At 66.1% G+C, this 22,948-nt stretch carries 20 protein-coding genes; 10 read left to right on the top strand and 10 right to left on the bottom strand.

Annotation, left to right across the window (positions count from 1 at the left end; translation table 11 throughout):
- Positions 1-2 precede the first annotated feature (2 nt).
- The 4 genes from OKW76_RS16085 (at position 3) to wecC (ending at position 3,910) form a co-directional block, all read left to right on the top strand.
- Entirely contained in the window at positions 3-377 is a 375-nt protein-coding gene (locus OKW76_RS16085; protein ID WP_265549996.1) for a hypothetical protein, read from the top strand.
- Positions 378-438: 61 nt separating this feature from the next.
- Entirely contained in the window at positions 439-1,437 is a 999-nt protein-coding gene (locus tag OKW76_RS16080; RefSeq protein ID WP_265549994.1) for an NAD-dependent epimerase, read from the top strand.
- Positions 1,438-1,494: 57 nt separating this feature from the next.
- The gene (gene wecB, locus OKW76_RS16075) at positions 1,495-2,619 is read left to right on the top strand and encodes a non-hydrolyzing UDP-N-acetylglucosamine 2-epimerase (RefSeq protein ID WP_265549992.1); all 1,125 of its coding nucleotides are present in this window, start codon (positions 1,495-1,497) and stop codon (positions 2,617-2,619) included.
- Positions 2,609-3,910 (top strand): UDP-N-acetyl-D-mannosamine dehydrogenase, encoded by a 1,302-nt coding sequence (wecC, locus tag OKW76_RS16070; protein WP_265549990.1) that lies wholly within the window; start codon positions 2,609-2,611, stop codon positions 3,908-3,910. The genes wecB and wecC overlap by 11 nt, the downstream gene beginning before the upstream one ends.
- A gap of 2 nt (positions 3,911-3,912) precedes the next feature.
- On the opposite strand, the gene OKW76_RS16065 is transcribed toward wecC, so the two are convergent.
- Positions 3,913-4,932 (bottom strand): M48 family metallopeptidase, encoded by a 1,020-nt coding sequence (locus OKW76_RS16065; RefSeq protein ID WP_265549988.1) that lies wholly within the window; start codon positions 4,930-4,932, stop codon positions 3,913-3,915.
- Between the two features lie 387 nt (positions 4,933-5,319).
- Between OKW76_RS16065 and OKW76_RS16060 the strand changes: the two genes are divergently transcribed.
- Complete coding sequence (locus tag OKW76_RS16060) at positions 5,320-5,565, top strand: hypothetical protein (protein WP_265549986.1); 246 nt, start codon at positions 5,320-5,322, stop codon at positions 5,563-5,565.
- A gap of 161 nt (positions 5,566-5,726) precedes the next feature.
- Here OKW76_RS16060 and OKW76_RS16055 read toward each other — a convergent pair whose 3' ends face one another.
- The 5 genes from OKW76_RS16055 to rpsU form a co-directional block, all read right to left on the bottom strand.
- Positions 5,727-5,858: a DUF2474 domain-containing protein gene (locus OKW76_RS16055; RefSeq protein WP_256506851.1), complete on the bottom strand. Its 132-nt coding sequence runs from the start codon at positions 5,856-5,858 to the stop codon at positions 5,727-5,729.
- Positions 5,858-6,865, bottom strand: coding sequence for a cytochrome d ubiquinol oxidase subunit II (gene cydB, locus OKW76_RS16050; protein WP_256506850.1), 1,008 nt, complete (start codon positions 6,863-6,865; stop codon positions 5,858-5,860). Before cydB ends, OKW76_RS16055 begins: the two co-directional genes overlap by 1 nt.
- A complete protein-coding gene (locus OKW76_RS16045; RefSeq protein WP_265549982.1) occupies positions 6,865-8,394 on the bottom strand; it encodes a cytochrome ubiquinol oxidase subunit I in 1,530 nt (509 codons plus the stop codon). Before OKW76_RS16045 ends, cydB begins: the two co-directional genes overlap by 1 nt.
- 274 nt (positions 8,395-8,668) lie before the next feature.
- Entirely contained in the window at positions 8,669-9,334 is a 666-nt protein-coding gene (locus OKW76_RS16040) for an FKBP-type peptidyl-prolyl cis-trans isomerase (protein ID WP_265549980.1), read from the bottom strand.
- Positions 9,335-9,500: 166 nt separating this feature from the next.
- Positions 9,501-9,707: a 30S ribosomal protein S21 gene (gene rpsU, locus OKW76_RS16035; RefSeq protein ID WP_033922075.1), complete on the bottom strand. Its 207-nt coding sequence runs from the start codon at positions 9,705-9,707 to the stop codon at positions 9,501-9,503.
- A 223-nt stretch (positions 9,708-9,930) separates the two neighbouring features.
- Here rpsU and OKW76_RS16030 point away from each other — a divergent pair, with 223 nt between their 5' ends.
- Entirely contained in the window at positions 9,931-11,238 is a 1,308-nt protein-coding gene (locus OKW76_RS16030) for an MFS transporter (RefSeq protein ID WP_265549978.1), read from the top strand.
- Positions 11,239-11,242: 4 nt separating this feature from the next.
- Here the strand turns inward: OKW76_RS16030 and OKW76_RS16025 are convergent, their stop codons facing one another.
- The 3 genes from OKW76_RS16025 to OKW76_RS16015 form a co-directional block, all read right to left on the bottom strand.
- Positions 11,243-11,635 carry a response regulator gene (locus tag OKW76_RS16025; RefSeq protein ID WP_265549976.1) on the bottom strand — a complete coding sequence of 131 codons (393 nt, stop codon included), beginning with the start codon at positions 11,633-11,635 and terminating at the stop codon, positions 11,243-11,245.
- Positions 11,636-11,700: 65 nt separating this feature from the next.
- Complete coding sequence (locus tag OKW76_RS16020; RefSeq protein ID WP_265549974.1) at positions 11,701-14,142, bottom strand: ATP-binding protein; 2,442 nt, start codon at positions 14,140-14,142, stop codon at positions 11,701-11,703.
- A gap of 43 nt (positions 14,143-14,185) precedes the next feature.
- The gene (locus OKW76_RS16015; RefSeq protein ID WP_265553049.1) at positions 14,186-15,517 is read right to left on the bottom strand and encodes an EAL domain-containing protein; all 1,332 of its coding nucleotides are present in this window, start codon (positions 15,515-15,517) and stop codon (positions 14,186-14,188) included.
- A gap of 473 nt (positions 15,518-15,990) precedes the next feature.
- Here OKW76_RS16015 and OKW76_RS16010 point away from each other — a divergent pair, with 473 nt between their 5' ends.
- The 4 genes from OKW76_RS16010 to OKW76_RS15995 all read left to right on the top strand — a co-directional run bounded on the left by OKW76_RS16010 (position 15,991) and on the right by OKW76_RS15995 (position 20,956).
- Positions 15,991-17,319, top strand: coding sequence for a UDP-glucose dehydrogenase family protein (locus tag OKW76_RS16010; RefSeq protein ID WP_265549972.1), 1,329 nt, complete (start codon positions 15,991-15,993; stop codon positions 17,317-17,319).
- Between the two features lie 63 nt (positions 17,320-17,382).
- Positions 17,383-18,297, top strand: coding sequence for a sulfate adenylyltransferase subunit CysD (cysD, locus tag OKW76_RS16005; protein ID WP_265549970.1), 915 nt, complete (start codon positions 17,383-17,385; stop codon positions 18,295-18,297).
- Complete coding sequence (gene cysN, locus OKW76_RS16000; RefSeq protein ID WP_265549968.1) at positions 18,297-20,234, top strand: sulfate adenylyltransferase subunit CysN; 1,938 nt, start codon at positions 18,297-18,299, stop codon at positions 20,232-20,234. Before cysD ends, cysN begins: the two co-directional genes overlap by 1 nt.
- Complete coding sequence (locus OKW76_RS15995) at positions 20,216-20,956, top strand: 3'(2'),5'-bisphosphate nucleotidase CysQ (RefSeq protein WP_265549966.1); 741 nt, start codon at positions 20,216-20,218, stop codon at positions 20,954-20,956. Before cysN ends, OKW76_RS15995 begins: the two co-directional genes overlap by 19 nt.
- A gap of 5 nt (positions 20,957-20,961) precedes the next feature.
- Here OKW76_RS15995 and OKW76_RS15990 read toward each other — a convergent pair whose 3' ends face one another.
- Complete coding sequence (locus OKW76_RS15990; RefSeq protein ID WP_265549965.1) at positions 20,962-22,812, bottom strand: GGDEF and EAL domain-containing protein; 1,851 nt, start codon at positions 22,810-22,812, stop codon at positions 20,962-20,964.
- Positions 22,813-22,948: the final 136 nt, after the last annotated feature.

The following is a 22,948-nucleotide window of genomic DNA, read 5'->3' as shown; positions in this document are numbered from 1 at the left end:
GCATGCAAATCGTGGTCAAAGCCGTGTTCCTGGTGCTGGCCGCAGCAATGCTGTTCCTTGCGCTGACCCCTGGGCAGCTGGGGATGATCGTCGAAAGCGGCGAGCATCGGCATCTGCTTGCGTTCAGCCTGCTGCCGCTGGTTGGAAGCCTGGCCTGGCCGCGGCTGTCGCTCCGCCTGCAATTCGTCTTCTATGCGCTGCTTGGCGGGGCAATCGAGCTTACCCAGGCATGGATGGCGGTTGGCCGCGCGGGCGAATGGGATGACTGGGCGATCGATTGCCTCGCCACCGCCGCCGCACTGCTGCTCGTCGGCATCTTCCGCGGTCGGGTGTTCCCCCGTCCGCCGGCGGCACCGGAGTCGGTTCCCGCCGAATAGCTTCCCCTCGCGGTCAATCTGCGGCATTCGTCGGTGAAGCGTCGGCGAGCGGGGACGGGATTTGACGACATTGGTTACCGGCGCTGCCGGCTTCATCGGCTATCACGTCGCCGACCGGCTGCTGTCGCGCGGCGAGCGGGTGATCGGCATCGACAATCTCAACGAGTATTACGATCCCGCGCTCAAGCATGCGCGGCTCGATTCGCTGGCCGGGCGGCACGGCGACAGCTTCGATTTCCGCCGCGTCGATTTCGGCGACGATAGCGCGCTCGATGCCGTATTGGAGGACGCGAGCTTCGATCGCATCGTCCATCTCGGCGCGCAGGCGGGGGTGCGTTATTCGCTGACCAACCCGCGCGCCTATGTCCGCTCGAACCTGACCGGCCATGTCAACATCCTCGAGCTCGCGCGCGCGCGCGGGGTCGCGCATCTCGTCTATGCCTCGTCCTCGTCGGTCTATGGCGCCAATACCAAGCTGCCCTTCAGCGTCGACGATCGCGTCGATCATCCGATCTCGCTCTATGCCGCGACCAAGAAGGCCGACGAGCTGATGAGCGAAACCTATGCGCATCTGTATCGCATCCCGCAGACGGGGCTGCGCTTCTTCACCGTCTATGGCCCCTGGGGACGCCCCGACATGGCGATGTGGCTGTTCGCCGATGCGATCATGGCGGGGCGGCCGATCGCGGTGTTCAATCACGGGAAGATGCAGCGCGATTTCACGTATATCGACGACATCGTCGATGGCGTCGTTGCGTGCCTCGACCATCCGCCCGCCGACGACGGCGCCGAGAAATCGGGCGGCAGCGTCGCGCCGCACCGGATCTACAATATCGGCAACAACCAGCCCGAGCAGCTAGGGGATATGATCGACCTGATCGAGCGCGCGATCGGGCGCGAGGCGGTGCGCGAGTATCAGCCGATGCAGCCCGGCGACGTCCCCGCCACCTATGCCGATATCGACGCGATCCAGCGCGACCTGGGTTTTGCCCCACGCACCTCGCTCGCCGAGGGGATCCCGCGCTTCGTCGAATGGTTTCGCGGCTACAACGCGCGCTGAGGACGCAGGGTATGCGAGTTAGCGGTTGCTTCACCCGCAGGCGCTAGGACCCGCCGCATGACCGACCGCCGCATCCTCATCGTCTTCGGCACCCGTCCCGAAGCCATCAAGCTGTTCCCCGTCGTCGCCGCATTGCGCGCGACCCCCGGGCTGACCGTGCGCACCTGCGTCACCGCGCAGCATCGCGGGCTGCTCGACCAGGTGCTGGCGATCGCGGGGCTGGTGCCCGACATCGATCTCGACCTGATGGAGCCCGGCCAGTCGCTCGACCGGCTCACCGCGCGGCTGCTGACGGGCCTGGGCGACGTGATGGATGCCGAACAGCCCGATCGGGTGATCGTCCAGGGCGATACCGCCACCGCGATGGTCGGCGCGCTGACCGCTTATTACCGCAAGATCCCGGTCGCGCATGTCGAGGCTGGCCTGCGATCGGGCGATATCTATCACCCCTGGCCCGAGGAGGTGAACCGGCGGATCGTCGCGCCGATCGCCGACCTGCATTTCGCGCCGACCGAAACCTCAGCGGCGGCGCTGCGGGCTGAGAATATCGCGCCGGCATCGATCCACGTCACCGGCAACACGGTGATCGATGCCTTGCTGTGGACGCAGGCGCGGATCACCGCCGAGCCATCGCTGGCCGCCGCGCTCGATCCGCTGGCGGCGCGGTTCGCGGGCAAGCGGATCGTGCTGGTCACCACACATCGGCGCGAGAATTTCGGCGACGGCATGGCCAATATCGCGCGTGCGATCGCCCGTATCGCGCAGCGCGACGACGTCGCCATCGTCTTTCCGGTCCATCCCAACCCCAATGTCGTCGCGGTGATGGACGAATTACTGGGCGATCGGCCCAACATCGCGCGGATCGACCCGCTCGACTATCCGCAGTTCATTCGCGCGCTCGACATGGCGCATCTGGTGCTCACCGATTCGGGCGGAGTGCAGGAGGAAGCGCCGGCGCTGGGCAAGCCGGTGCTGGTGATGCGCGAAACCACCGAACGCCCCGAAGGCGTCGCGGCGGGGACCGCCAAGCTGGTCGGCACCGGCGAGGACCGGATCGTTTCCGAAATCTTCAACCTTCTCGACGACAAGGACGCCTATTCCGCGATGGCGCGCGCCCACAATCCGTTCGGCGACGGCCAGGCTGCGGCACGGATCGCTGGGGTTATCGCGGATGCTTTCTGATACCGAACTCAAGGTCGCGGTGCTCGGCCTCGGCTATATCGGCCTCCCCACCGCGGCGGTGATCGCGCGCACCGGCGCCAAGGTGCTCGGCATCGACGTTTCGCAGACCGTGGTCGAAACGGTCAATTCGGGGCGCGTGCATATCGAGGAGATCGACCTCGACGGGCTCGTCTCGGGCGTGGTCGCGCGCGGCAATCTGCGCGCCTCGACGCTGATCGAACCCGCCGATGTGTTCGTGATCGCGGTTCCCACCCCGTTCGGCGACGATCACGCCCCCGACATCGGCTATGTGCTCGACGCGGCGACCACCGTCGCCGCCGCGCTCAAACCCGGTGACATGGTGATCCTCGAATCGACTTCGCCCGTCGGCACCACCGAGAAGGTCCGCGACCTGCTGGCGGCGCTTCGCCCCGACCTGAAGGTGCCGGGGATGACGCCGGGCACCCCCGACATCGCGATCGCCTATTGCCCCGAGCGCGTGTTGCCCGGCCGCATCCTGGTCGAGCTGATCGACAATGACCGGGTCATCGGCGGCATCACCCCGCGTTGCGCGCGCAAGGCGCTGCAATTCTACCGCCGCTTCGTGCGCGGCGCGTGTGTCACCACGACGTCGCGCGCGGCGGAGATGACCAAGCTGACCGAAAACGCCTTTCGCGACGTCAACATCGCCTTCGCCAACGAATTATCGGTGGTGGCCGAGAATATGGGCGTCGATGTGTGGGAGGTGATCCGCCTCGCCAACCGGCACCCGCGCGTCAACATCCTGGCACCCGGCCCGGGGGTCGGCGGGCATTGCATCGCGGTCGATCCGTGGTTCCTGGTGCATGGCGATCCCGAAAACACCCCGCTGATCCGCACCGCGCGCGAAGTGAACGATGCCAAGACCGGCTATACGATCGGCCGGGCCGAGGCGCTGATCGAAAGCATGCCCGGCGTCCCGGTCGCGTGCCTGGGCCTCGCGTTCAAGGCGAATATCGACGATTTCCGCGAGAGCCCCGCGCTCAAGGTCGCGCAGGCGCTGGCGCGGCGCTTCGGCGAGCGGATGCGGATCGTCGAACCCTATGCGCAGGCGCTGCCCGCAGCGTTCGACGGCAGCGGTGCGCGGTTGATCGACATCGACACCGCGATCGAGGAATGCCCGATCTTCGTCGTGCTGGTCGACCACGACGTGTTCAAGTCGGTGCCGCTCGAGGAGCGCGCCGCCAAGCGCGTGTACGATACCCGCGGCATCTGGCCCGATCAGCCGGCCGCGCCGCAGCACGCCGCGCCGATGCTGCGGCGCGCGGGCTGAGTTCAGCGCCCGGCGAGCAGCGCGCGCCAGTCGCCGTCGAGCGGGACCGTCCGCTGCTGCAGGATCGGCGGCGCCTTGGGATCGACCCGCCCCGCGGCGATCGCTTCGCCCTCCTGCTGCATCCGCGCCGCGCGTTCGCGCCAGCCGGGATGCGTCGCGCTGCGGAACCAGCCGCCGGCGTGTTCGGGGCCGAACTTGCGCCAAAAGGTCGCGGCGGCCAGCGGCGGATAGCCGGCATTGACCAGCAGATGGACGCTCAGGATATCGGCCTCGAGCTCGGTCTGGCGGAACAGCCGGGCGTTGCGGCCGACCCCGGCGAGCAGCCCGCGCGCGACCTTCGCCGCATCGAGCCGATCACGGTGCCGCAGGATGTTGTGCGCGAGTTCGTGCGCGACGAGGACCGCGACCTCGGAATCGGGATATTCTTCGAACAACCGCGACGAAATCTGGACCATGTCGCCATCGGCCTCGGCATTCACCGCGTCGGACATCTCGAGTTCGAACCGGGTCCGGCAGACCGCGACCGGTTCGAGCGTCGTCGTTCGCGCCTGCCCGTCGCGGATCGTCTCGATCTGCACCGGTGCAGTGGCGGGCGCTTGCGCGGTGCGGTCGTATAGCGCGATCAGCGGCGCGGTGGGGGTAGCGGTCGGCAGGTCGGCGACCGCAACATCACCCCATCGTACCAGCGTTTCATCCTGCGCGATCTTGCCCGCTGCGGGGCTGTCTTCGACGGTGGCAAGGACCGCGACGGCGCCGGCAAACCCGAAATGCGCCGCAGCCGCGCGCAAGTTCGAAACATATTGCGCCGGCGCATGTACCACCAGCCCGGTCCCCGGCGCCTGACGATCACACAGCGCGCGATTGTCCCGTCCGAGGTCAAAGCCGATCGTCGCGAGCCGTTTGTCGAGCGCGCGAATCGCTTCGAACGTTGCCTGTTCGGCCTCAGTAGCGGTGACGACGTCCCTCGGCGCCGATCCCGCGCCGATCGCGGCGGTCGCCAGCAACGGGACCGCGATCAGCACGCTTCGGCGGACCAGTGATATTGCTCTGTCCATATCCCGAGCCCGGGTGCCGCAGCGGGCGCTGGCGGTCAACTGGTGCCAGCAGGCCATGGGGTCGAATGACTGGCACTTTAGCCCGCGCCCGAACACACCGGCAGATAGTCTTTGTTACTGACCGGTTCGTCGCTAAACACTTTGGACCAAAACGGTCTGACTGCCACCAAACGCGGCGAGCGGTTGTGCCAGTTCCTTGCAATTGCACGACGATTATGGTCTATCGCGACCGTTGCTACAGGGCAACAACGTGGCAACTTTTTCACGGTGGCTGTCGTTGTGCGCTTGCGAAGTAGTGGCGACTATGCGACCGTCAAATCGCGTACGATATGTTTAATACAAGGGAGTTTACCCATGCGTTTGGCCAAACTACTGACTGCCGCTTCGGCAGTTTCGCTCATTGCCACGCCCGTCGTGGCAGCCACCAACAGCGCAAGCGCTCTGTCGGTTGCTAAGTCGGCTCGCGTTTCGACCACCGGCAAGAAGTCGAACGAAGCCATTGCAGGCGGCGGCATCATCGTCGGCGTTCTCGCAGCAGCAGCTGTGATCGCGGGCATCGTGATCGTTGCAGACGGCGACGACGATTCGGACAGCAACTAATCCTTGCTGACTTGATTACGGAAACGGCGGCCCTCGCGGGCCGCCGTTTTTGTTTGTGCTTCTGACGTGACCGGTGCGGATCAGGCTGACGCAATCTTCGTACTCGCCAGGCTTAGTGCGCGAACCTTCAGCCTAGAATGTCGAGCCGCCACCTAGCGCGCTCAGCCCAGCCCGAGCCACCAGCGGATCACCATCGCGACCGCCCCGAGCAGCCCCACGCTCGCACCCCAGATCGCCGCCATCCAGCCCAGCCGCCGCCATAGCGGTTGCCGGTCGGCCTCGTTGCCCTGCATCAGTGATATCCCTCGGTACCGACCTTGCCGCGGAACACCCAATAGGCCCAGCCGGTATAGATCAGGATCACCGGCACCAGCACCGCCGCACCCGCCAGCATGAACAACTGGCTCGATTCGGGGGCCGCCGCCTGCCAGATCGTGACGCTGTCGGGCACGATATAGGGGAACATGCTGATCCCCAGCCCGACGAAGCTCAATGCGAACAGCCCCAGCGCCAGCAGGAAGGGCCGCGCCTCACGCTGCTTCTTGAGCGAGCGGTAAAAGGCGAAGGCGAAGATGCCCACCAGCAGCGGCACCTGCGCGGTCAGCAAGATGCCCGGATAGGCCAGCCAGCGCTGATAATAGGCGTATTCGAGCGTAAGCGTCGACGCACTCACCGCCGCGATCGCCGCCAGCGTGATCACCCCGAAGCGCGCCGCCAGCCGATAGGCATGCGCCTGCGTCCCGCCCTCGGTCTTCCAGATCAGCCAGGTCGCGCCCAGCAGCGCATAGCCTGCGACCAGGCTGACCCCGGTCAACATGCTGAACGGGGTGAACCAGTCGAGCCAGCCGCCGCCATAAGCGCGGCCATCGACCTCGACCCCCTGGAGCAGCGCCCCCAACGTCACGCCTTGCGCGAACGCCGCGACGACCGAGCCCAGGGTGAACGCGAGATCCCACCAGCGGCGATGCCCCGGATCGCGCCAGCGCGCCTCGAACGCTACCCCGCGGAATACCAGCCCGAGCAGCATCGCGATGATCGGCGGATACAGCGCGGGCATGATGATCGCATAAGCGAGCGGGAAAGCCGCAAACAGCCCGCCGCCACCGAGCACCAGCCAGGTTTCGTTGCCGTCCCACACCGGCGCGATCGAGTTCATCGCCTGGTCGCGCTCTTCGCCTACGCCGAACACGGGAAACAGGATGCCGATGCCCAGGTCGAACCCGTCCATCACGATATAGGCGAAGATCGCAAAGGCGATGATGCCCGCCCAGATCGTCGCAAGGTCTGTGTTGACGTACATTATTCGGCCGGCTGCAGCGTGCCGCGCTGCCCCCCGGAGGAACGGCCGCCGCGTTGCTGCCCGCCTTGCTGGGTCGGCCCAGGCATGATCCCCGCGCTGCGGATCGGCGCATCGTCCTGGATATCGGGTTCGTCGTCCTGCACGCCCTTGGCCATCAGCTTGAGGATATACCAGGTGCCGAAGCCAAACACGACGAAATAGACGAGGATGAACGCGACCAGCGAGGCACCGACCGCAGGCGCCGCGAGCGGCGATACGCTGTCGGCGGTCGTGAGCAGGTTATACACGGTAAAGGGCTGACGCCCGACCTCGGTGGTGATCCAGCCTGCGATCACGGCGACGAAGCCCGATGGCCCCATCACGATCGCCGCGCGGTGGAGCCAGGGCCAATCATAGAGCCGCTTGCGCAGCCGCGCGAACAGGCTCCACAGCCCGAGCCCTAGCATCGCGAAGCCGATGCCGACCATGATCCGGAACGACCAGAACAGGATCGACACCGGCGGCTCGCGATCGTCGGCGACGGTGTCGAGCCCCGCGAGCGGAGCGTTGAGATCGTGCTTCAAGATCAGCGAGGAGACCTTGGGGATCTCGATCGCATAGTCGATCCGCTTTTCGGCGGCGTTGGGCAGGCCGAACAGGATCAGTGGCGCGCCATCGGGGTGGCTTTTATAATGCCCCTCCATCGCCATGACCTTGGCCGGCTGATGCTCGAGCGTGTTGATCCCGTGCAGGTCGCCGGCGAAGATCTGGATCGGCGCGACGATCGCCGCCATCCACATCGCCATCGAAAACATTTTCCGCGCGGCAGCGTGCGATCGCGGCAGTTCGGGATGCGCGGTCGCCGCGGGGTGGCTGTCGCCGTCGGTTTCGATCCGGTTCTTGCCCGCGCGCGCCTTGAGCAGCTGGAAGGCGCCGACCGCGCCAACGACGAAGGCGGTGGTCAGATAGGCCGCGGTGACGGTGTGGAACAGCCGATAGGGGAAGCTGGGGTTGAAGATGATCGTCAGCCACGATCCGGCGGGCACGAACTGCCCGACATCGTTCATCGCATAGCCCACCGGGGTGTGCATCCAGCTGTTGACGCTGAGGATCCAGAATGCCGAGATGAAGGTGCCGATCGCCACCATGCAGGTGGCGGCGAAGTGCAGCTTCTTGCCGACGCGGTCCATGCCGAACAGCATGACGCCCAGGAACCCGGCTTCGAGGAAGAAGGCGGTCAGCACCTCATAAGCCATCAGCGGCCCCAGGATCGGCCCGGTGCGGTCGGAGAAGACCGACCAGTTGGTGCCGAACTGGTACGACATCACGATACCCGACACGACGCCCATCGCGAAGGCGACGGCGAAGATCTTCACCCAGAATTTGAAGAGGTCGTGGTACAGGTCCTTGCCCGTCTTCAGCCACAGCCCTTCGAGCACCGCAAGGAAGCTCGCTAAGCCGATCGAGAAGGCGGGGAAGATGAAGTGGAAGCTGATCGTGAACGCGAACTGGATTCGCGCAAGGATCAACGGGTCGAAGGAATCGAACACGGCGGCGGAACTCCGGGTCTGGCGGCCTGCTGATCGGCAGGCGTGACTTCAGCGGGTTCCGACATTCCTATTTCGCGCTATCGATCGCGCCCCGCGTCCGGTCCCGTGCGCCCTATATGGGTGCGCCGCAGCATGGCTCAAGCGCAATGCGATGGAATGCCACTACGGCTGTTGGGCGGTGCGATCGGATGCGGTTGCGCCGATCTATATCCGGGCGCCGATGGCTACCGGCGCCCTGCCCGCGACCCTAGGCCGCCGAGCAATCGTCTCGCAGTTACTGGCCGGCCGAAGGCGGTGCCGGCGGGCCGCCCGGACCACCCGGCATCGCGCCGCCCGGCATTGCCCCACCTGGCGCTGCGCCGGGGGCACCCTGCTGCATCATCTGCTGTTGCTGCATCTGGCGAACGACCGCTTCGGGGACGAAATCGACCATCTCGACGTCGAACACCAGCAATGCCTCGCCCGGAATCACTTCCTGGCCGGTGCTGGGATCGCGGCGCGGTTCGGCGCCATAGGCGAGCTCGGGCTTGATCCAGAAGCGATATTTCGAGTCCTTGGGCATCAGCTTCAGGCCTTCGCCGAAGCCGGGCACGACCTGCGTCGGCGACATCGGGGTCGGCTGCTGGCTGGCGTCGAAGGTCTCGCCGTCGCGCAGCTTGCCGGTGTAGTTCACCAGCACCAGATCGGTATCGGTGGGGCGCGCATCGCCCTCGCCCGCTTCGAGCACGCGATATTGCAGACCGCTCGCGGTCTGTTCGACCCCGGGCTGCCCTGCGTTATAGGCCAGGAACTGTGCATTGCTGCCGGTATCGGCGACGACCGCCGCGGTACCCTTCCACGCCAGCAGCCCTGCGACCAGGACCGCGACCAGCACGCCGACCCACAGCCAGATGAGATAGCCGCGCTTGGTAGGGCGGATCGGAGCTGCGGTGGTCGACATGAGCGGGTGTCCTACGCGGCCGACGAGGAAGCAACCGCTTCCTTCCGTTCGGGCTGAGCTTGTCGAAGCCCCGTCCTTCTTCGATCGAAAGAAGTACAGCCCTTCGACAAGCTCAGGGCGAACGGGAAAAATATGGTTCGCCGGCGCAAGCCGACGAACCGATCAATCAGCGTGCGCCGTCGCGCTCGACGCGCTTGCGCTCCAGCTTGCGCGCGCGACGGATCGCTGCGGCGCGCTCGCGGGCGCGCTTTTCGCTGGGCTTCTCATAGTGCCGACGAAGCTTCATCTCGCGATACACGCCTTCGCGCTGCAGCTTCTTCTTGAGTGCGCGCAAAGCCTGGTCGACGTTGTTGTCGCGAACGATGATTTGCATGAGGTCGGGAAACTCCGATTTCGTAACTGCAGAAAAGTCTTGGTCTATAGAATCATGATCGCCGGAAACGGGGTTCCCGGGCGCTGGTTGGCCACGTAGCAACATGGCGCGCGCGTATCAACCCATATGCGCGGCTTTCTCTAACCCCACCGCACGCGACTTGTCCTGCCGGGCGAAGCCTCGCTAAGCCGGGTAGCAGGACAACGAGCGCGAGCGAAGCCAAATGGCCATCATCCCCCACAGCGACGCGCCCGCCCCGCTCACCCGCGAACGGCTCCGGTCGATCCTGGGCGGGTCGGCGGGCAATCTGGTCGAATGGTATGACTGGTACGCCTATGCCGCCTTCACGCTGTATTTCGCGCCGCGCTTCTTCCCAGGCGACGACCCTACGGTCGAGTTATTGCAGGCCGCGGCGGTCTTCGCGCTCGGCTTCTTCATGCGGCCGATCGGCGGCTGGCTGATGGGGGTCTATTCGGATCGCAAGGGGCGCAAGGCGGGACTGACGCTATCGGTTACGCTGATGTGCGTCGGGTCGCTGATGATCGCTGTGACGCCGACCTACGCCTCGATCGGGGTCGCGGCGCCGGCATTGTTGCTGATCGCACGGCTGCTGCAGGGGCTGTCGGTCGGCGGCGAATATGGCGCGAGCGCGACGTATCTTTCCGAGATGGCGGGCCGCAACCGCCGCGGCTTCTTCGCGAGCTTCCAATATGTCACGTTGATCGCGGGGCAGTTGCTGGCGCTTTGCGTATTGCTGCTGCTCCAGGCGACGATGAGCGAGGCGGCGCTCGAGGCGTGGGGCTGGCGAATTCCCTTCGCGATCGGTGGCGCGCTGGCGATCAGCGTGTTCTGGCTGCGGCGCGGGCTGCTCGAGACCGAGAGCTTCGAGAATGCCAAGGACGCCGGCGCGCCGCGATCGGGGTTCGTCGCGCTGCTGCGCCACCATCCGCGCGAGACGATGACGGTGTTGTCGCTGACCGCGGGCGGCACGCTCGCCTTCTATGCCTATTCGATCTACATGCAGAAGTTCCTGGTCAACACCAGCGGCTTCGACCGCGAAACCGCCTCGGCGATCAACGCCGCCAGCTTGTTCCTGTTCATGCTGCTTCAGCCCGCGGTCGGTGCGCTGTCCGATCGGATCGGGCGCAAGCCGTTGATGGTCGCGTTCGGCGTGCTGGGTGTGCTGCTGACCTATCCGATCTTCACCACGCTGGCGCAGACGCGCGATGCCCTGACGGCGTTTGCGATCTGTTTCGGTGCGCTGGTGATCGTCAGCGGCTACAGCGCAATTTCGGGGGTGGTGAAGGCCGAGATGTTTCCCGCGCATATCCGCACTTTGGGGGTCGCGCTGCCCTATGCGATCGCCAACGCGATTTTCGGCGGGACCGCCGAATATATCGCCTTGTGGTTCAAGGATTCGGGGTTCGAACAGGGATTCTACTGGTACGTCACCGGGATGATCGGGGTGTCGCTGGTCACCTATCTGACGATGCGCGACACGAGGCGCCACAGCATGATCCTGGAGGACTAAAGCCCTAGAGGATCATCCCGCCGTCGTCGGCCTTGCGCGCCAGCACGCTGCCGATCGCGTCGAACAGCGCGTCCATCGCCACCGGCTTGAAGATCACCGCGTCGGCGCCGATCGCCATGCAGCGCTCGGCAAGGTCGACCGCGGTGTCGGCGGTGACCACGATCAGCGGCAGATTGGCCTTGGCATCGGGGCGCGCGCGGATCCTGCCGATCGCCTCGAACCCGTCCATGCCGGGCATCCGCAGATCGACCAGCACGACGTCGAAATCCTCGGCGTCGATCTGGCGAAGCCCCTCTTCGGCGCGATCGGCCTCGGCCATCGTCGCGCCCGCGACGTCGAGCATGTCGCGCACGACCCGGCGGTTCATCGGGTCGTCCTCGATAAACAATATCTTCATCGGGCTCGCTGCTTGCGCGAGTGCGGGAAATGCGCCGGTACAGTCATGATTCGGTCGCTATCTGCCTATGCCGCACGAGAGACAACCCCGGTTGCGAGGTCGACGGGGGGAGATGCGCCGAACAGTTGTGCGGCAAGCGCGACCCCGGCGATCGGCTTGGCGATCACGAGGTCGGCGCCCGCCGCGATCAGCGCCGCGCGATCGTCGTCGCCGGGGTCGCGCCACAGCACGGCGCAGCGTGCGCCCGCGTCGTGCGCAGCCTCGGCGATGGCCGGTAGCGAGGCCTCGTCGCCTTGCGCGCGGAGGATCGAATCATCGACCAGCACGCATTCGGGCGCCGCCTTGGCGATCGCGTCGGCGGCGGCTTGGGCGCTGTCGGCGAAGTGGACGGTTCCCGCGCGCGGCGCGAGCAGCGTGCGCAGCATCGCGCGCGCGATCGGATTGCCGTCGACGATCAATAGACCACCCTTGCCGGCATCGGCGGCGATCGCGGGCGCGGCGACTTCGACCAGCGGCAGGTCGACGGTGAAGGTTGCCCCCTGCCCCGCGGCGCTGCTGACCGCGATATCGCCGCCCAGCGCCTGCGCCAGGTTGCGGCAGATCGTCAGCCCCAGCCCGGTGCCGCCATAATGGCGCGTCGTGGTGGTATCGACCTGGCGGAACGATTCGAAGATCGCCGCATGCTTCTCGGGCGGGATGCCGATCCCCGAATCGCGCACGACAAGGATCAGGCGGGTGCCATCCTCGCTCTTGCCCGCGCTGAGCCCAACCGATCCTTGCGCGGTGAACTTGATCGCGTTCGACAGCAGGTTGAACAGCATCTGGCGCAGTCGCCCCGCATCGGTTTCGATCCAGTGCGGCGCGGCATCGATGTCGAGCGTGAAGGCCAGCCCCTTGGCGCGGACCGGCTCGGCCCACATCCGCGCGACTTCGTGGAGCGTTTCGCGAAGATCGGCAGGCTCGGGCGCGACGCTGAGATTGCCCGTCTCCATCTTGGCGACGTCGAGGATATCGTCGACCAGCGCGCGCATCGCCAGGCCCGCGCTGTGGACGACGTCGACGCGTTCGCGCTGCTGCGCGGGCAGCGCGCCGTCGGCGAGCATGACCTGGGTCATGCCGAGGATGCCGTTGAGCGGGGTGCGGATTTCGTGGCTGGTAGTCGCCAGGAACTCGGTCTTGGCGGCCAGCGCCTTTTCGAGCGCGACGTTGGTGGTGCTGAGCGCGGCGTTGGCGGCGCGGACCTGGTTGCGGCTGCGCCGCAGCGTGAAGACGCCGAAGCTCAGCAGCGCCAGGATCACCAACGCCGCGGCGGCACCGCTGGCGAACAAAATCTGCTGGTTGCGAACGCGCGCGCGCTCGACCTCGATGCTGGTGCGCAGTTCGTCGGCCTTGAGCCGGGCGATGCGCAGTTCCTGATTGGCGAAATCGAAACGCGCCGCCATCAACGCGGTGTTGGTCGAGGCGGCAAGCTTCGACTGTTCGTCGGTCAGCCGGCGCAACGCCTCGAGATGGTCGAGCGCCTTGGCGCTGTCGCCCAGCTTGCGGTAGATTTGATAGGCGGTGACATGCGTGTCGCGGCGCGATGCCATGGTCATGGCGGGATCGACCCCCAAGAAACTGGCTTCGATGAGCGACTTCGCGCGGGGAAGATCGTCGGCCTGAAACGCTGCGCGTGCGGCGAACGCTTGGACATAAGGCTTCCAAGCCTCGGCTTCGGGCGATTCGGTCGTCAGCTCCCACGCCTGCTGGATGACCGAATTCGCCTGCGCGATGTCTCCAGCCTCGAGATAGACCTGGGCAAGGTTGGTCAAGATGCGCGCCTGCAGGAACGGACTATCCTGCCGCTCGGCCAATACAAGCGCCCGGCGATACTCGCGCGCCGATTCGGCGTAGCGCCCCATGTCGCGAAGGCCGGCGCCCCGATTGTTGTAGAGCGTCAGCGAAAGCCGGTCGTCGCCGTCATACACTTCTTCCGACTGGTTGAAGTATCGCTCGGCGGTCCGGTGGTCGCCACCGTCGACATAGAGGTTCGCGATATTTTGCAGCGCGATCGCCTGCCCACGCGGATAACCCGCCTGGCGAAAGGCTTCGTGTGCGCCTTGATATGCCTGGAGCGCGCGCGCGGCGTCGCTGCGCGCGGCGTGGATGCCGCCGAGCGTGGTGAGCGTGTCGCCATAAAGCTGCGCATCGCGCAGCCGCCTGGCGATCCGTCCGGCGTTCAGCGCCAGACCTTCGGCATTGTCGGCGCGGCCGAGCCGCACAAGCGCTTCGGCGCCCAGCCAGCGGACGGTTGCCAGTCCGAGGACGGCTTCGGGCGTCTTTTCCGATCCGACTATTCGCTGCTCGATGTCGCGCGAGGCGTTGAAAACGCCCGCAGGGTCGCGCAGCATCAGCCCCTTGGCGATTTCGATGTCCGACGCCAGGGAGTTGCTCGGTTGCGCGCGGGCGTTCACGGCGAAGGCCGGCAACAACAGCAACAACGCCATCCAGCGTAGCTTGCCAGTCATGCGCGACCGAGCAAGGGCCGCAGCGCGGCCGCTGGACATCGACTTATGCACGCTTCCAGAACGCTTCCGGTCGTCCGAAGGTGGGGCGCATCGAGGCCATCGCTCCCAGATGGCGATCCTGTTCGAGGAACTGGATCATCGCGTCGATCGCGATCGGCCGGCTGATCAGGAAGCCTTGCGCCATGTCGCAGCCCATGACGCTCAGCAATGCCAGCGCCGCGGGGGTTTCGACCCCCTCGGCAGTGACTTCCATGTCGAGCGCATGCGCCAGGTCGATCGTCGAGCGCACGATCAGCGGATCGCGGTTGCTGCTGGTCAGCTCGAGCACGAACATCTTGTCGATCTTGAGCTCGCGCGCGGGAAGCTGTTTGAGATAGGCAAGCGAGGAAAGCCCCGCGCCATAATCGTCGATCGCCAGCGTCACGCCGATCTGCGCGAAGGTGTGCAGATGCCGGATCGCGCTTTCGGGATCGCGGATCACCGCGGTTTCGGTGATCTCGAAGCCGATCTTGGTCGGCACGCCGCGCACCATCGTACACACTTGGTCGACGAACTCGGCATCGGCGAGCAGCATGCCCGAGATGTTGACGAAGATCGGAATGTCGAATCCCGCCGCCGCCAGCAACTGCTGGTCGGCGATGACTTTCCGGATCGTCCACAAGGTGAGCGCGCCAATTTTCCGGCTTTCCTCGGCCAGCGGGATGAAATCCGCCGGCGCGATCAGCCCGCGCGTTGGATGCTGCCAGCGTACGAGCGCCTCGACGCTGACGATCTCCTGCTGCCGCAAATGCACCTTGGGCTGATATTGCAGGAAGATTTCGCCGTTGTTGATCGCGGCGCTCAGGTCGCGGATCAACGCCATCCGATCATAAGCGTGTTCGATCTGCGTCAGGTCGCGCACGATGTCGATCTGGTCGGTGCGCGCCTGGCCGAGCGCGGCTTCAGCGGCCTCGATCAGCCGGACATCATCGTCGTCATGGATCGGCATCGCGGCGCCGGCGAACAGCATCTCGATCCGATGCGGCGCGCCATCGATATCGATCGGCTGGTCGAAGCATCGCCGCAGCGCCGCGATCGCTGCGTCGGCATCGGTGGGCGTCCTGCCCTCGAACGCGATTTCGAGCATCGAGCGGCTGACCGGCGCCAGCCGTGCCCCCGGCCACGCGGCTGCCGCGATCGCCGCGACGTCGTCGATCAAGCGGCCGGCACGCCATCGCCCCAGCGTGCGCCGCAACGCCCCGAAATTGGTCACGTCGGCCAGGATGAACAGCCGCCATCCGGGCGAACCCAAGGCGCCGCCATCGTCGCGCCGATAGCCATCGACGGCCGATTCGGTGCCGGTGGCGGGCGGCAGGTCTGGATCTTGCGGGCGCATCACGGTTCACGGTTAACGAGCGATCGTTGCGATCGCGTTAAGATACGCGCCCGCCCGTCCCGTTCCGGGCCATATCGCCGCGTTTAAGGCCTTGAAACATCCCTAATTATTTATTAACTATGTTCTGCGTGCACGTAGCAACGCTGGGAGACATTAAATGTTTGACCTGTTCCGTGAGACCTACAGCGAGCAGCTTCGCCCCTGGTAATTTTAGCTGGTCGAACCGGCGTGGCGGTGGTCGTCGCGCGCGGGTTTGATCATATCCTTCGGGTCGCCCGAGGGTGAAAGCGCATCGGAGACGGTGCGCTTTCTTGATTCTGCCGTCCGGCGCTTGCAGGGCGACCGCCGAGCGCCGTTGACCCGCTCCCGCTTTATTGCCAATCGGAGGCGCGCTTCGCCCCGAAGCATCGGCCTTTTTCCGCGTACGTCACCGCAATGCCGGCGTCCGATTGCGCGAGTTGGGATACACGGACATGCGGATTGTGATGATCGGTTCGGGCTATGTCGGCCTGGTATCGGGTGCCTGCTTCGCCGATTTCGGGCATGACGTGGTGTGCGTGGACAAGGATGACGCCAAGGTCGGCAAGCTCCAGGCCGGCGGTATTCCCATCTATGAGCCCGGGCTCGATGCGCTGGTGGCCAAGAACGTGGCGGCAGGCCGACTGTCGTTCACGACCGATCTGGCGGGGCCGGTCGGCGAGGCCGATGTCGTCTTCATCGGCGTCGGCACCCCCACCCGCCGCGGCGACGGTCATGCCGACCTCTCCTATGTCCACGGCGCCGCGCGCGAGATCGCCGCGGCGCTCAAGCGCTTCACCGTCGTCGTGACCAAATCGACCGTGCCCGTGGGCACTGGTGACGAGGTCGAGCGGATCATCCGCGAAACCAACCCCGATGCCGATTTCGCGGTAGCGTCGAACCCCGAATTCCTGCGCGAAGGCGCCGCGATCGAGGATTTCAAGCGCCCCGACCGGATCGTCGTCGGGATCGAGGACGAGCGCGCGCGCGAGCCGATGGAAGCGGTGTATCGCCCCTTGTACCTCAACAAGTCGCCGGTGATGTTCACCAGCCGCCGCACCAGCGAGCTCATCAAATACGCCGCCAACGCCTTCCTGGCGATGAAGATCACCTTCATCAACGAGGTCGCCGACCTGTGCGAGAAGGTCGGCGCCGACGTCCAGGAAGTGTCGCGCGGGATCGGGCTCGACAACCGGATCGGCGGCAAGTTCCTCCATGCCGGCCCCGGCTATGGCGGGTCGTGCTTCCCCAAGGACACGCTGGCGCTGGTCAAGACCGCGCAGGATCATGACAGCCCGTTGCGGCTGATCGAGACGACGGTGGCGGTCAACGACACCCGCAAGCGCGCGATGGCGCGCAAGGTGGTCGCGGCGCTCGACGGCGATGTGCGCGGGAAAACCGTCGCGATCCTGGGGCTGACCTTCAAGCCCAACACCGACGACATGCGCGAGGCGCCGTCGATCTCGATCATCCAGGCGCTGCAGGACGCGGGCGCGACGATCCGCGCCTATGATCCCGAGGGCATGGCGGCGGCGCGGCCGATGCTGGGCGACGTCACCTATACACGATCGGCCTATGACGCCGCCGACGGCGCGGCGGCGGTGGTGATCGTCACCGAATGGGACGCGTTCCGCGCGCTCGACCTCCATCGGCTGAAGGCGACGATGGAGAGCCCGGTGATGGTCGACCTGCGCAATATCTATAGCGCGGCGCAGGTCGAGCGCGCGGGGCTGCGGTATGTCAGCGTCGGTCGCCCGACGGCGGAGCAGCCCGCCAAAAGCTGAGCTTGCAGGCGGGGCGGCAAAGCTCGTTGGCGCAAAGCCGCCGCCGCCCCTACCTCCCTTGGCATGCACTCCACCGCCACGCCCCCGCTGACGCATCTCGAACGGCTCGAAGCCGAGAGCATCCATATCCTGCGCGAAGTCGCCGCCGAGGCCGAACGGCCGGTGATGCTGTACAGCGTCGGCAAGGATTCGGCGGTGATGCTCCATCTCGCCAAGAAGGCGTTCTTCCCCGCGCCCCCGCCCTTCCCGCTGCTGCATGTCGACACGACGTGGAAATTCCGCGCGATGTACGACCTGCGCGCCAAGGCCGCTGCCGATGCGGGGATGGAATTGCTGGTGCACCATAATCCCGACGCGATGGCGCGCGGGATCAATCCGTTCGATCATGGCGCGCTGCACACCGATCTTTGGAAGACCGAGGGGTTGAAGCAGGCGCTCGACCTGCACGGCTTCGATGCGGCGTTCGGCGGCGCGCGGCGCGACGAGGAAAAGAGCCGCGCCAAGGAACGGATCTTCAGCTTCCGCTCGGCCAGCCATCGCTGGGATCCCAAGCAGCAGCGCCCCGAATTGTGGCGGCTGTACAATACGCGCAAGGCCAAGGGCGAGAGCATCCGCGTCTTCCCGCTGTCGAACTGGACCGAGCTCGACATCTGGCAGTACATTCTGGCCGAGGGGATCGAAATCGTCCCGCTCTATTTCGCCGCGCCGCGCCCGACGGTCGAGCGCGACGGGATGCTGCTGATGGTCGATGACGACCGCTTCCGGCTGCTGCCGGGCGAGCAGCCGGTCGACCGGTCGATCCGCTTCCGCACGCTCGGCTGCTATCCGCTCACCGGCGCGGTCGAGAGCGAAGCCGCGACGCTGCCGCAGGTGATCCAGGAAATGCTGCTGACGACGACCTCCGAACGCGAGGGTCGCGCGATCGATCGCGATCAGGCGGCGAGCATGGAAAAGAAGAAGCAGGAGGGGTATTTCTGATGGCGACCAACCCGGCCTTGCCCACGCGCGACTATGTTCCCGACACGCTGATCGCCGACGACATCGACGCTTATCTGGCGGCGCACCAGCGCAAGTCGATGCTTCGCTTCATCACCTGCGGCTCGGTCGACGACGGCAAGTCGACGCTGATCGGGCGGCTGCTGTATGATTCGAAGCAGATTTTCGAGGATCAGCTCTCGGCGCTCGAAAGCGACAGCAAGCGCGTCGGGACGCAGGGGCAGAATATCGATTTCGCGCTGCTGGTCGATGGGCTCGCCGCCGAGCGCGAGCAGGGGATCACGATCGACGTCGCCTACCGCTTCTTCGCGACGCCGGCGCGCAAGTTCATCGTCGCCGATACGCCGGGGCACGAGCAATATACCCGCAACATGGTGACCGGCGCGTCGACCGCCGACCTCGCGGTGATCCTGATCGACGCGCGCAAGGGGGTGCTGACGCAGACGCGGCGGCACAGCTATCTCGCGCAACTGGTGGGGATTCGGCACATCGTGCTGGCGGTGAACAAGATGGACCTGGTCGGCTATGACCAGAGCCGGTTCGATGCGATCGTCGAGGAATATCGCGCCTTTGCCAGCGAGATCGGCATCGACGCCTTCACCGCGATCCCGATTTCGGGGCTCGGCGGCGACAATATCGTCGATCGATCGACCGCGATGGACTGGTATGTCGGGTCAACGCTGATGCACCATCTCGATACCGTCGAGATCGACGCCGATCGCGAGGCGGCGCGGCCGTTTCGCATGGGCGTCCAGTGGGTCAACCGCCCCAATCTCGACTTTCGCGGGTTCGCGGGGATGATCGCCAGCGGATCGATCAGTGTCGGCGATCCGATCCGCGTGCTGCCGTCGGGGCGCAGCTCGACCGTCGCGCGCATCGTTACCTTTGGCGGCGATCTGCCCAGCGCGCGCGCGGGCCAGTCGGTGACGCTGACGCTGGCCGACGAGATCGATTGCTCGCGCGGCGACATCATCGCCGCCGCCGATGATGCGCCGCAAGTCGCCGACCAGTTCGAGGCGAAACTGGTGTGGCTCGATGCCGAGCCGCTGCTGCGCGGCCGTGCCTATTGGCTCAAGATCGGGACGCAGACCGTCAGCGCGACGGTGCAGGCGCCCAAATGCACGATCGACGTCAACACGCTGCAAGCGCTCGCGGCGACGACGCTCAACCTCAACGATATCGGCGAGACCGAGATCATCACCGATCGCCCGATCGCGTTCGAGGCCTATGCCGACAGCCGCGAGCTGGGCGGCTTCATCCTGATCGACCGGATGACCAACCGTACCGTTGCGGCGGGGATGCTGCGCTACGCGCTGCGCCGCGCGCAGAACGTCCATTGGCAGGCGCTCGAAGTCACGCGCGAGGCGCATGCGCGGCAAAAGGGGCAGACCCCCAAATTGCTATGGTTCACCGGGCTGTCGGGATCGGGCAAGTCGACGATCGCCAATCTGGTCGAAAAGCGGCTGCACGCGCTGGGCAAGCACAGTTTCCTGCTCGACGGCGACAATGTCCGCCACGGGCTGAACCGCGACCTGGGCTTCGGCGATGCCGACCGGATCGAGAATATCCGCCGGGTGGGCGAGGTCGCCAAATTGATGACCGATGCCGGGCTGATCGTGCTCACCGCCTTCATCAGCCCGTTCCGCGCCGAGCGCGAACTGGTGCGCAGCCTGTTGCCCGAAGGCGAGTTCGTCGAGATCTTCGTCGATACGCCGCTCGAGGTCGCCGAGCAGCGCGACGTGAAGGGGCTGTACAAGAAGGCCCGCACCGGCGAAATCCCGCACTTCACCGGCATTTCGAGCCCCTATGAGGCGCCCGAAACCCCCGACATCCATATCGACACCACGCGGCTGACGCCCGAGGAGGCTGCCGAGGCGATCGTCGAGCGCGTCGTCGGGGTATGGAGCCCGATGCTGTGAACGACGCACGATTGGCCGCCGATATCGCCACCGAAGCCGGCGCGTTGCTGCTCGCGCTGCAAGGCACGATGGCGCCCTGCCGCGAGCTCGGGACGGCGGGCGATGCGCAGGCGAACCGGCTGATCCTCGATCGGCTGCGCGATGCGCGGCCCGAAGATTTCGTGCTGTCGGAGGAAGCCGCCGACGATCCCGCACGCTGCGCCGCGCGGCGGCTGTGGGTGGTCGATCCGCTCGACGGCACGCGCGAATATGCCGAGGGACGCGACGATTGGGCAGTGCATATCGGGCTGTCGATCGACGGCGTCGCGGTCACCGGCGCGGTGGCGCTGCCGGGGCTGGGGGTGACGCTGGCGAGCGACGCACCGCCGCCGCTCGCCCCCCTGCCCCAGCGCCCGCGGATGGTGGTCAGCCGCTCGCGCCCGCCGGTCGAGGCGGTGAAGGTCGCCGAAGCGCTCGGTGCCGAGCGTATCCCGATGGGATCGGCAGGCGCCAAGGCGATGGCGGTGGTGCGCGGCACCGCCGACATCTACCTCCACGCCGGCGGCCAATATGCCTGGGACAATTGCGCCCCGGCAGCGGTGGCGGCGGCGGCAGGGCTGCACGTATCGCGCATCGACGGTTCGCCTTTGGTCTACAATTGCATCGACGTCTCGGTGCCCGACCTGCTGATCTGCCGGGTCGAATGGGCCGATCGCGTGCTGGAATTGCTCGCGAGCGGTTAGGCGGTTCAGCCGCTGGCTTCGCTCGCGATCCCCGGTGCGACGGGCAGCTTGATCACCGCCGGGCTCATATAGCGCTGATGCGCGATGTCGGCGGCGGCATCGGCTTCCAGCGGGCGCGACAGATGATAGCCCTGGAGGTGCGAACAGCCGGCGATCCGCAGCGCCTGCACCTGTGCGGGCGTTTCGACCCCCTCGGCGACCACCTCGAGCCCCAGCGCGCGTGCCAGATGGATGATCGATTGGACGATCGCGGCGCTTTCGCGCTCGCGGCCGATGCCGTCGATGAAGCTCTTGTCGATCTTGAGGCAATCGAGCGAAAAGCGGCGGATATTGTACAGGCTAGAATAGCCGGTTCCGAAATCGTCGAGCGCGATGCGAAAGCCCATCTGGCGCAGGCGGTACAGCGTTTCGGCGGCGCGTTCGGCGTCGTCGGCGATCGCGGTTTCGGTGATCTCTATCTGTAGCCGCGTGGGGGCGATCCCCGCATGCTGGACGCGCTCGACCACATGCGCGACGAAATTCTGCCGCCGGAACTGGCGCGGGCTGAAATTGACCGAAACATATTGGTCCGGCCAGCGCTGGAGCATCTCGAGCGCCTGGGTGAGCACCCAATCGCCGAGTTCGTGGATCAGGTTCGATTCCTCGGCGATCGGAATAAACAGCCCGGTGGGAATCGTGCCGTAATCGGGGCTGTCCCAACGCAGCAGCGCTTCGAAGGCGACGATTTCGAGATCGCCGCGCTCGACGATCGGCTGATAGACCAGCCGCAATTCGTCGTTCGCGATCGCCTGTGCCAGGCCGCCCTCGATCCTGCGGCGAAAGCGGATCGATTCGTCCATCGCTTCGTCGAACAGCCGGATGATCCCGCGCCCGCGCCGCTTGGCCTCGGTGAGCGCGAGGTCGGCGCGACGCATCACGTCGATCGGGTTGGGCGGCTGCCCGCCTTCGACCAGCACCAGCCCGATCGACGCGCTGGCGTGGAGGCTGTGATCGAACACCTGGAAGTTGGACGCGCAGGCAGCCAGCAGCCGGTCGCAGACCATTCCCGCGGCCTGTTCGCCCGGCGCGGTGAACAACACCGCGAATTCGTCGCCGCCCAGCCGCGCGACGACGGCGTCCTCGGGCGCGTTTTGGCGTAGCGCCGCGCAGACCTGGCGGACCAGTTCGTCGCCCGCCCAATGGCCGAAGGTGTCGTTGACCAGCTTGAAGCGGTCGAGATCGATCAGCGCCATCGCGAAGTCGTTGCCGGTGGCGGCCTCCTCGCCCAGCGCGCGCAGGAAGGCATGGCGGTTGGGCGCGTCGGTGAGCGGATCGTGATTGGCGATATGCATCGCCTGGCGCGCAAGCTCGGCGAGCTCGCGCTGCTGCAGTTCGAGCGCGGCGGTCTTGGCGGCGAGCTCGGCGCGCGCGAGCGCAAGCAGGCGATCGGACGACCATCGCCGACCGAGCACGCCCGCGATCTGCGCCACCTGCGGTGCTTCGAACGGCTTGGCGATATAGCAAATCTTGTCGGGCGGGCCCGCGACCAAGGCGGTCTCGGCATTGCCGATAGCCGAAGGTTCGGTGATGATGACCAGGTTGATGTCGGGGTCGATCGCGCGCAGCTGCGCCGCGGTTTGGCGTCCGTCGACGCCCGATGCGCAAATATCGATCAGCGCGACGGCGAACTGGTCCTCGCCCGCGTTTGCGAGCTGGTCGACCGCGTCGCCGCCCTGGTCGACAAGCACCAGCTCGAACTCGCGCAGATCGTTGGTGCCGGCTTGCGCTGCTGCCGGATCGGTGGCGTCGGGCGCGCCGAAGCATTGCCGATAGCGGGCGTGCATCGAAGGTTCGTCATTGACGACCAGAATGCGCACGAGACCTCCCACTGCGAGCTATGTGTTGCTGCGGTGTATGCGGGCACGGTTAAGCGGAAATGAAGAGAGAGTGAACGATTTTACACGGCTGGTGAAAACACCAATCAGGTCGTGAATTACGCTATTCCACTCAGCC

The organism is Sphingomonas sp. S1-29 (assembly GCF_026167545.1).
GTDB lineage: Bacteria > Pseudomonadota > Alphaproteobacteria > Sphingomonadales > Sphingomonadaceae > Sphingomonas.
This window is presented reverse-complemented; position numbering and strand designations above follow the sequence as displayed.